The sequence below is a fragment of the Streptomyces sp. NPDC042002 genome, assembly GCF_055588305.1.
Map to the genome: position 1 here is coordinate 226,830 of NZ_JBVJCT010000006.1, position 14,697 is coordinate 241,526.

Below are 14,697 nucleotides of genomic sequence, written 5' to 3' on the forward strand. Positions count from 1 at the left end.
CCGGACAGGCCGCCTGGCCGGTACGGGGGGGGTTGGACAGGCCTGGCTGGTACGGGGGGTTGGACAGCCTGGCTGGTACGGGGCGCGGGAAAAGCCGTTCCGGTACGCCTGGTTGGGCAACCCCGGTCGTACGTACGGTCCTTCGGCCGGACTCGGGTCGTACGGCAGGTCGGGCACGCCCTACACGCTGTACCCCCCGTCCACCCCCAGCGCCTGGCCGGTGATGAAGCCCGCGCGGTCCGAGGCCAGGAACGCCACGGCCTCGGCGACATCCCTCGCGGTGCCGAAGCGGCCCAGTGGGATGTTGCGGCGGGTGATCTCCAGTGCCGTGTCGTCGAGTTCGCCGGAACCGATCAGGCGGGCGGCGATGCCGTCGGTCAGCATGCCGGGTCCGACGCAGTTCACCCGGACGCCGTAGCGCCCCTCCTCGGCGGCCAGGGCGCGGGCGACCGCCTCGACCGCCCCCTTGGGGCCCGAGGAGAGGCCGTCGCGGACGGGGAACCGGCGGGTGGCCACGGTGGTGACGGCGACGACACTGCCCCGGCTCTCCCGCAGCAGGGGCAGCGCGGGGTGCACCAGATTGAAGAACGCCCCGGCGTCCGCGTCGAGTTGGGCGCGGAACCGGCTCGGCGCGACCCCGCTCAGGTGCACCATCGGTACATGCGGGCCCGCCGCGTAGACGAGGGTGTGCAGTCCGCCGAGCGTCGCGGCCGTCTCGGACACGGCGGCGGCGACAGCCTCCTCCTCGGTCAAGTCGAGTCGCAGGGGCGTCACTTGGCGACCCTGCTCCGCGAGCTCCCCCGTGATCTCCGCGGCGAGCGCGTCGGCGGCTGCCTCGCTGGAGCGATAGGTGAACGCCACGTCGCTGCCCCGCTCGGCCAGCATCCGCACGATCGCCGCGCCGATACCGCCGGTGCCGCCCGCGACGAACGCGACACCCTTCCGGCGCGTGAAATCCGTTGGTTCCGGCATCGGCATCACAGTCCCAGGGATTGGCGATGATGACCTTCAAGACCTCGCTGGTCCCGGCGTGGAGCCGGGTGATGCGCGCGTCCGCGTACAGCGGGGCGACGGGGTATTCCAGCATGTATCCGTACCCGCCGAACAGGCACGTGCGCCGATCCGCCGTCCGCGCCCGGGCAGCGGGTGTTCGGCCGGCCAGGCGGAGACGGCGGAGTGCTCAGGGCTGGATCGTCGTCAGGTGGAGGTCCGTGCTCGACAGAGTCATCGGCGACGCCGAGACGGCGCGCAGACGCATGCGTACGCCGGTTCGTGGGAGTTGGAACTTGCCGTCGGGGGGCCGGAGTTCGTAACGGCCGAAGGCGTGGCCGGCCAGCGTGGCCGGGCCGGACGTCACCGACCAGTAGCGGCTCATGCCCTGGCCCGTGGTCAGCGTGAAGTGCGGGCTCAGTGCCGCGGCGCCGAGGTTGGTGACGCCGACCGTGAGCCCGGTCAGCGACTGGGCGGCGCGGCGCGCGTCGACGATCTGCATGCGCAGCGGCGGTGACCCGGTGGCCGCCAGGCTCACCGCCGCCGCGGTCGGGGCCAGCAACAGGGCGACCGCGGCCACCTGGGCCCCGCGCCGGTGCAGCCCGCGCAGGAAGGCGGGGCGGGGCTGCCACGCGGTCCGGAAGGCCTGCCAGGGCGCGGTGATCGCGGCGGCCACCCACAGGGGCGTCATCAGCAGGTAGTAGCCGTCCTGCGAACGGGTCGCCACGTAGAACGCGCACCAGGGCAGCACGGTCGCCGCCGGTCCGAGCCGTCGTACGAACAGCACGAACAGCGCCAGCAGACCGGCCGCCAGCAGCAGACTCGCGTGCGCGTACCAGGCGAGGCGGTCGCTGCCGTTGGTGAAGTAGAGCGAGATGTCGACCAGGCCCTGCCCGTGGATGTCCGCGTCCTGGGTGAGCGGCAGCGCGATCCCGGCGAGCCAGGCGCGCGGCTCGCTCACGATGAAGTACGCGTTGATCAGCAGCCATGTGGTGGCGGCGACGCCGACGATCCGCCCCACCGCGACCGCCGCCGCGCGGGCGCCGAGGTCCCCGCGGCGCAGCGCGTACACCCCGGCCAGCAGGAACGGCGCGAGGAACCAGGGGAGTTGCTGCGCCGCGCAGGCCGCCCCGAGGCAGACCGCCCGCGCGATGTCGCCCCGGCCGCCGCCGCCCATGCGCGGCCAGCCCACGACCACCGGGATGAGCAGGGCGCAGGCGAGGATCGCCGGATAGCCGAGCCGCGCGTACGTCGGCAGCAGACCGAAGCCGAGACAGGCCAGCGTCGCGGCGGAACGCCACGGCACCGGCAGCATCCGCCACATGACGACCGCGCCCGCGATCACGGCCCCGGTGCCGACCATCGTCGCGGGGGTCGAGCCGTGCCCGATCCACAGCAGCGGCGCGGTGAGCATCAGCGCGAGCGGTGGATAGCCGTACGTGTAGTCGTAGCCGCCGTTCATCGTCGCGGTGAGGGCGACGCCGTGGCCGAAGAGCCAGGGCCACGGACGGTCGTAGACCTGATGGCCGGCGAGGAACTCGTGGGCGGCCTGGGTGGTGAGGACCGACTCGTCGCTGCCCTGGTGGTTCATGACCAGCCCGCACACGACGAGCGTGATCGCGGTCAGGAGGACGACGAGGTCGAGCCGCGCCAGCGAGCGGCCCCGGCGCACCACGAGCGCCAGTACGCCCGTCGCCAGGATCGAGGCATAGCAGAGCGAGACGATCGCGGCCACGACGAGCCGGTGGCTCGCGGCCTGCGCCCACAGCGGGCGCGTACCGATGAAGAGGCTGATGTCGGCCAGGAGGGTCAGGACACGGTGCCATTGCGCGGGCGCCTCGTCCGGGTTCCACCGCGCGAGCAGCCCGCCGGGCGAGACCTTCGAAGGGGCCTGCCGGCGGGTGGGCGCCGGCTTGATTTCTGCCGAGTACACGCCGTAAGACGCTAATTCCCGCAGGTGAGCCGTGCTCGACAGGACGTGAAGAGTCCGGTGTGAGGCGAGTAAGAGCACCCGTTCGGCGGTCCGGCGGGGCAGGCGGGTCAGGCGTTGGACAGTGACACCTCTGTGGACTTGATGAGGGCGATGACTTCGGAACCCGCGGAAAGGCCCAGTTCGGTGACCGCGTCCTTGGTGATCGCGGAGGTCAGCTCGCCGCCCGCGACCTGGACCTTGACGCGGGCCATGGCGCCGCCGGAGGCGACGTCGGTGACCGTGCCCGGCAGCTGGTTGCGGATGCTCAGCCCGTTCACCGGACCGGTCGCGAGGGACACCTCCGTCGACTTGAACAGGGTCCGCACCGCGGAGCCTGACGTCAGGCCGAGTTCCTGTACGGCCTCCAGGGTGACGGCGGCGGTGATCTCCTGTCCGGCGTCGAGCCGGACCTTCACCGTCGCCATCACCTCACCGGGGGTGACGGATGTGACCGTGCCGGGGAGTTGATTGCGGATGCTCAGGCTCATGGGGAGGCCTCGATTGCTGTGCGGCGCGATGGATATGGACGTATATACGTAGCTTGCCTCAAGCGTCGTCTCCCCGTCCGGGTCGCGGACCGTGTCGCTGTTCGGCCGAACGGGTGACCATGCGTAAGAATTGCCCGGTGCAGACAACGAGTGCGAGCCAGGACGGGGTGGATCGATGACCGGCCGCGACGTCACCGATGAACAATGGGAAGGGCTCGCCCAGGTCGTTCCGTTGCGCGGCCGGGACGCCTGGCCCTCTGCGGTCCGCCACCGGTCGATGCCCGAGGCCGAGACCGAGACGCGGCGCCGCTTCGTGGTCCTGCGGGTCAACGTCTTCGCGGACGCACGCGACGTGGCCGAGACGCTGATGTCCGGCACCCCTGTCCTCCTCGACCTGACCGGCGCGGAGACCGAGGTCGCCAAACGGGTCCTGGACTTCAGTACGGGCGTGGTCTTCGGTCTGGCGAGCGGGATGCACCGGGTCGACCGGAACGTGTTCCTGCTGACGCCTCCGGGGACCGAGGTGCGGGGGCTGATGGAGGGGGTCGGCGTTCCCGGACTCTGACTCCGCGGCGCGGGCCGGGTGGGGGCGAGGGGCGCCGGCCGGCGATGCGCGGGGGTTCCCAATAGCGGGGTCGGGCGGTTCCGTCGGGTGGTTCCGTCCCCCGATCGTAGGAAGATCCCCCGGGTGTAACGGTTCGCCTCGCGGTGGACGCATACCGTCCGCATATGACTCTGTCCTCGCCGGAAGCTCCCACCGCGGCGGAGGCGCGCCCCGTCCGTCCGGGCGTCACCGAGCTGCGGCTCGCCGCCTTCGCCACCCATCGCCGCGTCCGGTTCCCGCTGGGACCGCTCACCTTTGTCACCGGCCCCAGCGGCAGCGGCAAGACAGCCGCCCTGCGGGCCTACGAGGCGCTGGCGCGGCTGGGTGCCGGTGCCGGGCTCCGGGAGGTGTTCCCGGACCCGGTCGCCTGCGTCCCCGAACGGTCCCGGCCCGACGCCCAGCACCGCCGCGGCTTCCGCGTCGGCTGCACGGTGGACGGACCCGAAGGCCCGGTCCGGCTCGATGTCGCCGTCCAGGCCGAACCCGAACTGCGCATCGTGGGCGAGCGGTTGTCGGCGGGCGGGCTGACCCTGCTGGAGACGGCGCTGCGCGACCCGGGCCGCCCGTCCGTCCAGGCGGCCTGGCACACCGGGGGTCCCGCCGCGGTGACCCGGGTCCCGCTCCCCGACGACCGCCTCGGCACAGCGCTGCTGCCCCTGCGCGTGGCGGGCCGCACCGCCGGCGAGTGCCAAGTCCTGGCCGCCGCCGAGCAGATGGTCCTCGCGCTGCGTTCCGTCTACGTCTGCGACCCGAGCCCGGACTCGATGCGGGCCCCCGTTCCGCTCGGCTCCGGGCGACTCCTGCGTGACTGCGGAAACCTCGCCGAAGTGCTGTGGCGCACCAGGTCGGAGTGCGGCCACCGCTACGCCCACCTGGTCACCGCGGTCCGCGCCGGCTGCGCGGGCACGGTCACCGACGTGCTGGCCGAGGTGCTCGGCGACGGCACCGTCCGCGCGCTCCTCGACCGCGGGGACGGCGTCCGTACGCCGCTCGGGCTGCTCGGGGACGGCGAGTTGAGGTATCTCGCGCTGGCTCTGGTGCTGCTCACCGGACCCGGGGTCCTGGAGGTCGACCCGGCGGGCGAGGTCCCGGCCGCGTTCCAGTCGCTGACGGTCCTGGCCGACGGCCTCGACCTTGGGCTGGACGCCCGGCAGGCCGGGGAACTGGTGCGGCTGGCGGCGCGGATGTGCGAGCGCGGGCACATCCGGCTGATGGGCGCCCTGAGCGACGGGGCTCACGCGTTCGGGGTGGTGGGAGCCACGGTGGTAGACCTGACGCCGTGAGTGAACTGGACGTAGCGACGCTGCAGCGCAGACTGGCCGAGTTCGCGGCCGCGCGGAACTGGCAGCCGTACCACACCCCCAAGAACCTGGTCGCCGCCCTGAGTGTGGAGGCGGCCGAACTCGTCGAGATCTTCCAGTGGTTGACGCCGGAGGAGTCGGCCCGCGTCATGGACGACAAGGACACCGCGCACCGTGTCACCGACGAGGTCGCGGACGTCCTCGCGTATCTGCTCCAGTTCTGCGAGGTGCTGGGCATCGACCCGCTCGCGGCCCTGGACGCGAAGATCGACCGCAATCAGCGGAGGTTCCCGGTACCGGGGAGTCCCTGACGGCCGGCTTTCTTGGAACTGGGCGCCCCTTGGCGGGCCTTCCCCGCTCCGGAGGGCTCCTGACGGGCGGGCTTCTGCGCGCCGGAGGTCCCTCTGGGGCGGCTTCCCGGTACTGAGAAGCCCCTGGCGGGGCGGCCGTCACGCGGCACCAAAAGAGGAATCTGTTACTCTCCGTAGTCGTCAAGTCGTCCCGATGCGATTCCGTGTCCACAGATTTCGGGCTTCCTCTGGCTTTTCGTCTCAAGGGACTTCACTCTGGGTAGTGAACAAGGGAGTTCGGGCGGACGTGCGAGAGCGCGTCGGACAGACGGGGGCAGCGCATGGAAGCGGTGCGGCTCATCGTGGCGAGCAGACGTGCACTGGCGGAGAGCGGTGACACCCCGGAGGTGATGGCGGAAGCGTGGCAGGCGCATTCCCTGGCACAGGCGATCGGCAGCCGCCTCGCCGTGTCCGGACCTCCTGAACTCCGGGGCGAGGCCCTCGGATTGACCGAGCTGGCGGGCCGCGGCTGCGGAGTGCTCGGGAATCACGCACTGGGAGTCGGTGCCTTACGAGCCGCCCAGCTCACGGAGCTGGGCGACGCGCGCGAGGCCCTGCTCTGCCTCGGCGCCCTCCTGGCCGAGGTCGGCATAGCCCTGGTCGGCATCGCCTGCGCGGCGGACGACGAGGGGACCTACTGGCAGTGCATGGAGGCGATCGACGCGGCGGACGAGTCCCGGGACCGCGTCCTGGAAATGCTGAGACGACTCGCGGTGCGGGACGAGAAAGGCGTGGTCGAGCGGGACTCGGCCGCGGGGTAGGCGCTCGTCGTTGCCGGTATTCGGCCAGCCGGCCGGGTGTCGGCAGCCCCTGCCGTCGCCGGTCTTCGACCACCTCGCCGAGTGACGTGGTCTTCGACCGCCTCGCCGGGTGGCCGACGGCTGACACCGGGCTTACCGGGCCACGTTCCAGCCGTACCTGTGCCCGTACCCTAATCCGAACCCCCACCCGGCCCCCAGCCGGACGCCGACGCCGATCATGGCCCCCGCCGTCGACCGGCCCTCGCCAAAGCCGTCCAACCGGCGTGGGCCGAGGCCGGCGGACCGGCCCGGCCGATCGCACGCCGCGTCCAACCGCTCAGCCCAGCTGCGGCGTCACCTCGGAGGCGATCAAGTCCAGTTGGTCCAGGTCGTCGAGGTCGAGCATCTGGAGGTACATCCGTTGCGAACCGACCGCCTGATACTGGGCGATCCGCTCGACGACCTCCGCGGGAGAGCCCGCGAGTCCGTTGGCCTTCAGTTCGTCGACATCGCGGCCGATGGCGTCCGCCCGACGCCTCACCTCGCTGTCGTTCCGGCCGACACACGCCACCAGGGCGTTGGAGTAGACGAGTTCGTCCGCCCTGCGCCCGGCCTGTCGCAGAGCCGTGCGCACCCGGCCGAACTGCTGCTCCGTGTCCGCGAGTCCGGCGAAGGGGATGTTGAACTCGTCGGCATAGCGCGCCGCGAGCGCCGGCGTCCGCCTGGCCCCGTGGCCGCCGATCAGGACGGGCACCTTCGGCTGCGTCGGCTTGGGCAGCGCGGGTGAGTCCTTGAGCTGGTAATACGTTCCGTCGAAGTTGAAGCGTTCGCCGACCGGCGTGCCCCACAGCCCGGTGACGACCGCGAGTTGCTCCTCCAGCCGGCCGAACTTCTCCTTCGGGAACGGGATGCCGTACGCCGTGTGCTCGGCCTCGTACCAGCCGGCGCCGAGGCCGAGTTCCACGCGGCCGCCCGACATCTGGTCGACCTGGGCGACCTGAATGGCGAGGACGCCGGGGAGGCGAAAGGTTCCGGCAGTCATCAGGGTGCCCAGGCGGATGCGGCTCGTCTCGCGGGCGATGCCGGCCAGGGTGATCCAGGCGTCGGTGGGACCGGGGAGCCCGTCGACGGATCCCATGTGCACATAGTGATCAGAACGGAAGAAGGCTCCGTAATGGAGGTCTTCGGCGGCCTTGGCGACGCGGAGCAGCGTCTCGTAGGTCGCGCCTTGCTGCGGTTCTGTGAAGACTCGAAGATCCATGTATCCATCATGCACCGGTCACAACAGGCGCCCCCTGTCGAACCGCTGTCACGGCTTTCCCGATCGGGAAGCGGCTTCGCCGGCGGAGCCCGCGGCGGGTGCGGCGGCTTCGTGTGCGAGGCCCGCGGCGGGCTACTGCTGTCCGGCGAGCTGGGGATACAGGGCGCTCAGCTCACCGGAGAGGCCGGCCTTGACCTGGCGGGTGAGCGCGTCCGCGAGGACTTCGTAAGCGTCCGCCTCGATCCCGTCGAGGGCCTGCTCGGCCACGCTGTGCGCGGTGACCTTGGGCACGTCGAGTCCGGCGGTCAGATCGGTGTCGACGTATCCCACGTGCAGCCCGGTGACCTTGATGCCGCGGGGCTGGAGCTCCAGGCGCAGGGCGTTGCTCTGGGACCACAGGGCGGCCTTCGCGGCGCTGTAGCCGTCGGCCCCGGGCACCGTGACCCACGACAGCACCGAGTGGACGGTCAGGATGTGCCCGCCGCCGTTGCGCTCCAGGACCGGGACGAACGCCCGGGTGGTGAGCAGCGGCCCGAAGAAGTTGATGTCGAATTCCCGCCGCACGTCCTCGATCGGGGAGTCGAGGAAGGACGTGGAGGCCGTCGCGCCCGCGTTGTTGATCAGCAGGGTGACGTCCTGGGCGTGTGCGGCCGCCGCCGCGACCGATGCCGGGTCGGTGACCTCCAGCGCCAGCGGCACCGCGTCGGGGTGGGAGACGGTGCGCGGGTCGCGGGCGGTCGCGTAGACCTTCTTGGCGCCGCGCTCGTAGAGGGCCTCCACGAGGGTCTTGCCGATACCGCGGCTGCCGCCCGTCACGAGCGCCACCGAACCTTCGATGCTGGTCATGAGCTTCTCCTCTTGGGGGCCGATTGGAAACCGATCGGTTTCCTGCGCCGTCCGCACTGTAAACCGATCGGTTTCCAAGATGCAAACGGAGAACGTAAGCTGGGCGTATGACACAGGCGACCTCGACCGCGACCGCCGGTTCCTCGACCCGCGACCGACTGCTCGACGCCGCGGCCGATCTCTTCTACCGCGAGGGCGTCGGCGTCGGCGTCGAGGCGCTGTGCCGGGTGGCCGGGGTGTCCAAGCGCTCGATGTACCAGCTCTTCGAGGGCAAGGACGGTGTGCTGGCGGCCAGCCTGGAACGCAGCGCGCCCGCCTACCAGGCGTTCCTGCTGCCCCCCGACGACGACAGGCCGCCGCGTGAGCGCATTCTGCACGTCTTCGAGCGCCTCGAAGAGCTCGCCGACCGCCCGGACTTCCGCGGCTGCCCTTTCGTGGCCGTGACCGCGGAGCTGAAGGCGCCGGATCACCCAGCGAGCCTGGTCGCCCGCCGCTGCAAGGACGCGCTGACCGCGTTCTTCCGGAACGAGGCGGAGCGCGGCGGAGCAGCGGACCCCGAGATCCTCGCACGCCAACTCACCGTCGCCTTCGACGGATCGGGCGTCCGGGCCGTCATGCAGGGCCGGGGCCTCGACGGCCTCGCCCTCGCGACCGCCGCCACCCTGCTGGACGGCGCCGGCCTGGACGGGCGCGGAGACGCCTCGCGGCGCGGGTCGGAAACCTCCGGCTGACTCCGGGCCGCAGCCCCGGCGGCCTCCGGCTGACCCCGGGCCGAACCTGCGGCGGCCTCCGGCCGACCCCGGGCCGCACCCCCCGGCGGGCTCCCGCGGGCGGTGAAAAACCGCAGGTCCACCTGGGGCGTTCGCTGTACGTTGTGGGAGCGCGCCGAGGACAGGCGTCGCCCCCGCGGTCGGCCGCGGCGCGGCGTGGCCACGGCTGCGCGGGCCGGGGGAGAGCCGGGAGCGGCGACGGCCGAGGCGCGCTCGCCCACGCTGTGGCCCACCGGCGTCCGGCCCGTGCGCGCCGCTGCGCACCGGTCGGACGACTCGCTGGGTTTCCGCAGCTCAGAAGACGTTTCGAGGCAGACCCACTGTGTTCCTGACGATCAGTACCACCGGTACCCCAGAGCGCCCGGCGACCGATCTCGGCTTTCTGCTGCACAAGCATCCCGATAAGGCGCAGACGTTCTCGACGTCGTACGGCACGGCGCATGTGCTGTACCCCGAGGCGACCGTCGAGCGGTGCACGGCCGCGCTGCTGCTCGAGGTCGACGCGGTGGCGCTGGTCCGGCGGGGCAAGGGCAAGGGGCGCGGTGGCGCCCCCGACGCGGCGCTCGCGCAGTACGTCAACGACCGCCCGTACGCGGCGTCCTCGCTGCTCGCCGTGGCGATCGGCGCCGTCTTCTCCAGCGCGATGAAGGGCCAGTGCGCCGCCCGGCCCGAGCTGCCGGCCGAGGCCAGGCCGCTGCGCGTCGAGGTGCCCTCGCTGCCCGCACGCGGCGGCGCCGACCTCGTCCGCGGGCTCTTCGAGCCGCTGGGCTGGGCGGTGACGGCCGAGCCCGTGCCGCTCGACGACCGCTTCCCGGAGTGGGGCGACTCCCGCTACGTACGCCTCGAACTGGCGGCGGAGGAGCTGACGCTCGCCGAGGCCCTGCGCCACCTCTACGTACTGCTCCCGGTCCTCGACGACGCCAAGCACTACTGGGTGTCGTCCGACGAGGTCGACAAGCTGCTGCGGGCGGGCGAGGGCTGGCTGCCGGACCACCCGGAGCACAAGCTGATCACCAGCCGCTATCTCGCCCGGCGTTGGTCGCTGACCCGGGAGGCCATGGAACGCCTCGAACTCGTCCGGCTCGCCGAGACCGACGACACCGAGGTCGAGGAGATCGACAACGCTGTCGACGAGGAGACCGACACCGAGGAGAAGCCGGTGCCGCTCGCCGTGCTGCGCCGGGACGCGATCCTCGCCGCGCTGCACGCGTCCGGCGCGAGCCGGGTCCTCGATCTCGGCTGCGGACAGGGACAGTTGGTGCAGGCGCTGCTCAAGGACACCCGGTTCACCGAGATCGTCGGGGTCGACGTGTCGATGCGCGCGCTCACCATCGCCTCGCGCCGGCTCAAGCTGGACCGCATGGGCGAGCGGCAGGCCGCGCGCGTCCAGCTCGTGCAGGGCTCGCTCGCCTACACCGACCGCCGGCTCAAGGGCTACGACGCCGCCGTGCTCAGCGAGGTCATCGAGCACCTCGACCTGCCCCGGCTGCCCGCCCTGGAGTACGCGGTGTTCGGCTCCGCCCGCCCACGGACCGTCCTCGTGACGACCCCGAACGTCGAGTACAACGTCCGCTGGGAGACCCTGCCGGCCGGACACTCCCGGCACGGCGACCACCGCTTCGAGTGGACCCGCGAGGAGTTCCGCGCCTGGGCCCGCAAGGTCGCCGAACGGCACGGCTACGACGTGGAGTTCACCCCCGTCGGCCTCGACGACCCCGAGGTCGGTCCGCCCACCCAGATGGCCGTCTTCACCCTGGCCACCGCCACCGCCACCGCCACCCCGACCGCGAAGGAGGAGAAGGCCGCATGAGCGAGCAGACCACCCCGGGGCGCGTCCTGCCCGTCACCGACCTCTCCCTCGTGGTGCTGATCGGTGCGTCGGGCTCCGGCAAATCGACCTTCGCCCGACGGCACTTCAAGCCGACGGAGATCATCTCCAGCGACTTCTGCCGGGGCCTGGTCGCCGACGACGAGAACGACCAGAGCGCCAGCGGTGACGCCTTCGACGTGCTGCACTACATCGCCGGCAAGCGGCTCGCGGCCGGCCGCCGGACCGTCGTCGACGCGACCAACGTCCAGGAGGAGAGCCGCCGCGGACTGATCGAACTCGCCAGGAAGTACGACGTGCTGCCCATCGCCATCGTGCTCGACGTGCCCGAGGAGGTGTGCGCCGAGCGCAACGCGACGCGCACCGACCGCGCCGACATGCCGCGCCGCGTCATCCAGCGCCACACCCGCGAACTGCGGCGCTCGCTGCGCCGCTTGGAGCGCGAGGGGTTCCGCAAGGTGCACGTCCTGCGCGGGGTCGCGGACATCGAGAACGCGTCGGTGGTGACCGAGAAGCGGTTCAACGACCTGACCCACCTCACCGGCCCGTTCGACATCGTCGGCGACATCCACGGCTGCGCCTCCGAACTGGAGACCCTGCTCGGCAAGCTCGGCTACGTCGACGGCGCGCACCCGGGGGGCCGTACGGCCGTCTTCGTCGGCGACCTCGTCGACCGCGGCCCGGACTCGCCCGGCGTGCTGCGCCGGGTGATGTCCATGGTCGGCTCGGGCAACGCCCTGTGCGTGCCCGGCAACCACGAGAACAAGCTCGGCCGGTACCTCAAGGGCCGCAACGTCCAGCACAGCCACGGACTCGCCGAGACCATCGAGCAGTTGGACCGGGAGAGCGACGAGTTCCGCACCACCGTACGGGAGTTCGTCGACGGGCTGGTAAGCCACTACGTCCTCGACGGCGGACGGCTCGTCGTCTGCCACGCCGGCCTGCCCGAGAAGTACCACGGCCGCACCTCGGGCCGGGTGCGCTCGCACGCGCTGTACGGCGACACGACCGGGGAGACCGACGAGTTCGGGCTGCCCGTGCGCTACCCGTGGGCGGAGGACTACCGGGGCCGAGCCGCCGTGGTCTACGGGCACACCCCGGTCCCCACGGCCACCTGGCTCAACAACACCATCTGCCTGGACACCGGCGCCGTGTTCGGCGGCAAGCTCAGCGCGCTGCGCTGGCCGGAGCGCGAACTCGTCGACGTACCGGCCGAGCGGGTCTGGTACGAGCCGGCCAAGCCGCTCGTGACCGAGGCGCCGGGTGGTCACGAGGGCCGTCCGCTGGACCTCGCGGACGTGCACGGCCGCCGGGCCGTCGAGACCCGGCACGCCGGCCGGGTGGCCGTCCGCGAGGAGAACGCGGCGGCGGCCCTGGAGGTCATGAGCCGCTTCGCGGTGGACCCCAGACTGCTCCCGTACCTCCCGCCGACCATGGCTCCGACCGCGACCTCGCACGTCGACGGCTATTTGGAGCACCCGGCCGAGGCCTTCGCCCAGTACCACGAGGACGGGGTCGCGCGGGTCGTGTGCGAGGAGAAGCACATGGGGTCGCGGGCGGTGGCCCTGGTGTGCCGGGACGCGGACGCGGCGCGCGAGCGGTTCGGCGTGGACGGTCCCACGGGGTCCCTGTACACCCGCACCGGCCGGCCCTTCTTCGACGACGCCGACGTCACCGAGGAGATCCTCGGCCGGGTCCGCTCCGCCGCGACCGAAGCCGGACTCTGGGAGGAACTGGACACCGACTGGATACTGCTCGACGCCGAGTTGATGCCGTGGTCGCTGAAGGCGTCCGGGCTGCTGCGCAGTCAGTACGCCGCTGTCGGCGCCGCGTCCGGCGCGGTGTTCCCCGGGGTGCTGACCGCGCTCGAAGGGGCGGCCGCGCGGGGCGTCGAGGTCGGTGAGCTGCTGACGCGCCAGCGTGAACGGGCCACGGACGCCCAGGCGTTCACGGACGCGTACCGCCGCTACTGCTGGACGACGGACGGCCTTGAAGGCGTCCGTCTCGCACCGTTCCAGATCCTGGCCGTCCAGGGCCGGAGCCTCGCCGGGCTGCCGCACGACGAGCAACTCGCCCTGATCGACCGGCTCGTGGAGCACGACGGGACCGGGCTGCTGCACACCACGCGGCGGCTCTACGTCGACACCGGTGACCCGGAGTCGGTGCGGGCCGGCGTCGACTGGTGGCTGGAGATGACCGGCCGCGGCGGCGAGGGCATGGTCGTGAAGCCGGTCGGCGCGGTGGTGCGCGGCGGTCACGGGCGACTGGTGCAGCCCGGCATCAAATGCCGGGGGCGCGAGTACCTGCGGATCATCTACGGTCCCGAGTACACCCGTCCGGAGAACCTCACCCGCCTGCGCGGCCGCTTCCTCAACCACAAACGGTCCCTCGCCCTCCGCGAGTACGCGCTGGGCCTCGAAGCCCTGGACCGCCTGGCAGAGGGCGAGCCCCTGTGGCGCGTCCACGAGGCGGTGTTCGGCATCCTCTCCCTGGAATCCGAACCGGTGGACCCCCGCTTGTAGCGGGTGGCCCCCGTAAGGGCGCGGGAAACGGCGCGCCCGCCCCCGCCGGGGCCGCAGCCGAACGGCTCCAGGTCCTGGCCGGTCTGGCGGCACGGTTTCAGGCCGGGGCGGGCCAGTACCCCGTCAGGGGCGCGGGGAACGGCGCGGCCAGCCCCTACCGGGGTGCGGCCGGGGGAGTACCTGTGCCCGGTGCCCGGGCAGGGGGTACCGCTCGACCGGGTCGGCTCGGTGAGCCCCGTCAGGGGCGTGGGGAACGGCGCGCTCGGCCCCCGCCGGGGTGCGGCCGGGGGAGTACCTGTGGCCGGTGCCCGGGCAGGGGGTACCGCTCGACCGAACCGGCTCGGTGAGCCCCGTCAGGGCGCGGGGAACGGCGCGGCCAGCCCCCGCCGGGGCGGCAGCCGCCCCCCCCCGGCAGGGATACGCCGACCGCCCACCCGGGGCAGCGACACCCCGGCCGGGCACGACGCCCCGGGGCGGGGCACGGGCCGACCGACGGCGGGGCGGGACCCGGGCCAGGGCCGCGGGGCCCGGCGGGGTCCGGCGACGGCTGGGGCTGGGGGCCGCCAGGCCCCTCAGCCCACCAGCCGGAGCCGAACCCCAGCCACCCCCACCCGTACGGTCTGCCCCCACATCAGCTCCACCGCATCCCCCTCCATCCCGTCCCCGAACGCGATGAGCCGGTCCGACTCCACGGTCAGGGACAGCCGCCCGGACGCGGTGAGCTCGCCGGCCACGAGCGAGGTGCCCGTGGCCGGCGACGGCCAGGCCTCGCGGACGAACCACAGCAGGCGCTCGTCCGTGGGCCCCGGCAGCGGCAGCCCCCCGCCCCGCTCCTGCCACACCGACCGGAGCCAGCCGGTGGCCCCGGTCCCGGTCCCCACCAGTACCCCGGAGGAGGCCTGGGGGGGGGGGGGGGCCCCCCCCCCCCCCCCGCCCCACCCCCCCCCCCCCCTCGTGGGGGTCGCGGACACCCGAGCAAGACCCTTTTGGGGGGGACAGAGCCGGGTGTTGTTCTCTACATCCCC

General features: G+C 72.6%; 12 protein-coding genes and 2 pseudogenes. 7 read left to right on the plus strand and 7 right to left on the minus strand.

Annotation, left to right across the window (positions count from 1 at the left end):
- Window positions 1-180: 180 nt before the first annotated feature.
- The 4 genes and pseudogenes from ACZ6KY_RS12555 to ACZ6KY_RS12570 all read right to left on the minus strand — a co-directional run bounded on the left by ACZ6KY_RS12555 (window position 181) and on the right by ACZ6KY_RS12570 (window position 3,450).
- Window positions 181-972, minus strand: coding sequence for an SDR family NAD(P)-dependent oxidoreductase (locus tag ACZ6KY_RS12555; protein WP_469310293.1), 792 nt, complete (start codon window positions 970-972; stop codon window positions 181-183).
- Window positions 973-994: 22 nt separating this feature from the next.
- A pseudogene (locus ACZ6KY_RS12560) lies at window positions 995-1,132 on the minus strand (acyl-CoA dehydrogenase family protein); the annotation flags it as partial.
- Between the two features lie 48 nt (window positions 1,133-1,180).
- A complete protein-coding gene (locus ACZ6KY_RS12565; RefSeq protein ID WP_469310386.1) occupies window positions 1,181-2,854 on the minus strand; it encodes a hypothetical protein in 1,674 nt (557 codons plus the stop codon).
- A 176-nt stretch (window positions 2,855-3,030) separates the two neighbouring features.
- On the minus strand, window positions 3,031-3,450 hold the full coding sequence (locus ACZ6KY_RS12570; protein WP_469310294.1) for a TOBE domain-containing protein: 420 nt from the start codon (window positions 3,448-3,450) through the stop codon (window positions 3,031-3,033).
- Between the two features lie 175 nt (window positions 3,451-3,625).
- Here ACZ6KY_RS12570 and ACZ6KY_RS12575 point away from each other — a divergent pair, with 175 nt between their 5' ends.
- From ACZ6KY_RS12575 to ACZ6KY_RS12590, 4 genes are all read left to right on the plus strand, one after another.
- Window positions 3,626-4,015 (plus strand): cell division protein SepF, encoded by a 390-nt coding sequence (locus tag ACZ6KY_RS12575; RefSeq protein ID WP_469310295.1) that lies wholly within the window; start codon window positions 3,626-3,628, stop codon window positions 4,013-4,015.
- 164 nt (window positions 4,016-4,179) lie between these two features.
- The gene (locus tag ACZ6KY_RS12580) at window positions 4,180-5,337 is read left to right on the plus strand and encodes an AAA family ATPase (protein WP_469310296.1); all 1,158 of its coding nucleotides are present in this window, start codon (window positions 4,180-4,182) and stop codon (window positions 5,335-5,337) included.
- Window positions 5,334-5,666, plus strand: a complete 333-nt coding sequence (locus ACZ6KY_RS12585) for a nucleotide pyrophosphohydrolase (protein ID WP_469310297.1) — start codon at window positions 5,334-5,336, stop codon at window positions 5,664-5,666. Before ACZ6KY_RS12580 ends, ACZ6KY_RS12585 begins: the two co-directional genes overlap by 4 nt.
- A 320-nt stretch (window positions 5,667-5,986) precedes the next feature.
- Window positions 5,987-6,466, plus strand: a complete 480-nt coding sequence (locus ACZ6KY_RS12590; RefSeq protein ID WP_469310298.1) for a DUF6099 family protein — start codon at window positions 5,987-5,989, stop codon at window positions 6,464-6,466.
- 316 nt (window positions 6,467-6,782) lie between these two features.
- On the opposite strand, the gene ACZ6KY_RS12595 is transcribed toward ACZ6KY_RS12590, so the two are convergent.
- Window positions 6,783-7,706, minus strand: a complete 924-nt coding sequence (locus tag ACZ6KY_RS12595; RefSeq protein WP_469310299.1) for an LLM class F420-dependent oxidoreductase — start codon at window positions 7,704-7,706, stop codon at window positions 6,783-6,785.
- 132 nt (window positions 7,707-7,838) lie between these two features.
- Window positions 7,839-8,552, minus strand: a complete 714-nt coding sequence (locus ACZ6KY_RS12600; protein WP_469310300.1) for an SDR family oxidoreductase — start codon at window positions 8,550-8,552, stop codon at window positions 7,839-7,841.
- Window positions 8,553-8,659: 107 nt separating this feature from the next.
- Between ACZ6KY_RS12600 and ACZ6KY_RS12605 the strand changes: the two genes are divergently transcribed.
- The 3 genes from ACZ6KY_RS12605 to ACZ6KY_RS12615 all read left to right on the plus strand — a co-directional run bounded on the left by ACZ6KY_RS12605 (window position 8,660) and on the right by ACZ6KY_RS12615 (window position 13,672).
- Entirely contained in the window at window positions 8,660-9,283 is a 624-nt protein-coding gene (locus ACZ6KY_RS12605) for a TetR/AcrR family transcriptional regulator (protein ID WP_469310301.1), read from the plus strand.
- Window positions 9,284-9,644: 361 nt separating this feature from the next.
- Entirely contained in the window at window positions 9,645-11,132 is a 1,488-nt protein-coding gene (locus ACZ6KY_RS12610; RefSeq protein WP_469310302.1) for a 3' terminal RNA ribose 2'-O-methyltransferase Hen1, read from the plus strand.
- The gene (locus ACZ6KY_RS12615; protein WP_469310303.1) at window positions 11,129-13,672 is read left to right on the plus strand and encodes a polynucleotide kinase-phosphatase; all 2,544 of its coding nucleotides are present in this window, start codon (window positions 11,129-11,131) and stop codon (window positions 13,670-13,672) included. Before ACZ6KY_RS12610 ends, ACZ6KY_RS12615 begins: the two co-directional genes overlap by 4 nt.
- Before the next feature lie 572 nt (window positions 13,673-14,244).
- On the opposite strand, the pseudogene ACZ6KY_RS12620 reads toward ACZ6KY_RS12615, so the two are convergent.
- Window positions 14,245-14,580, minus strand: a pseudogene (locus ACZ6KY_RS12620) (hypothetical protein); the annotation flags it as partial.
- Window positions 14,581-14,697 lie beyond the last annotated feature (117 nt).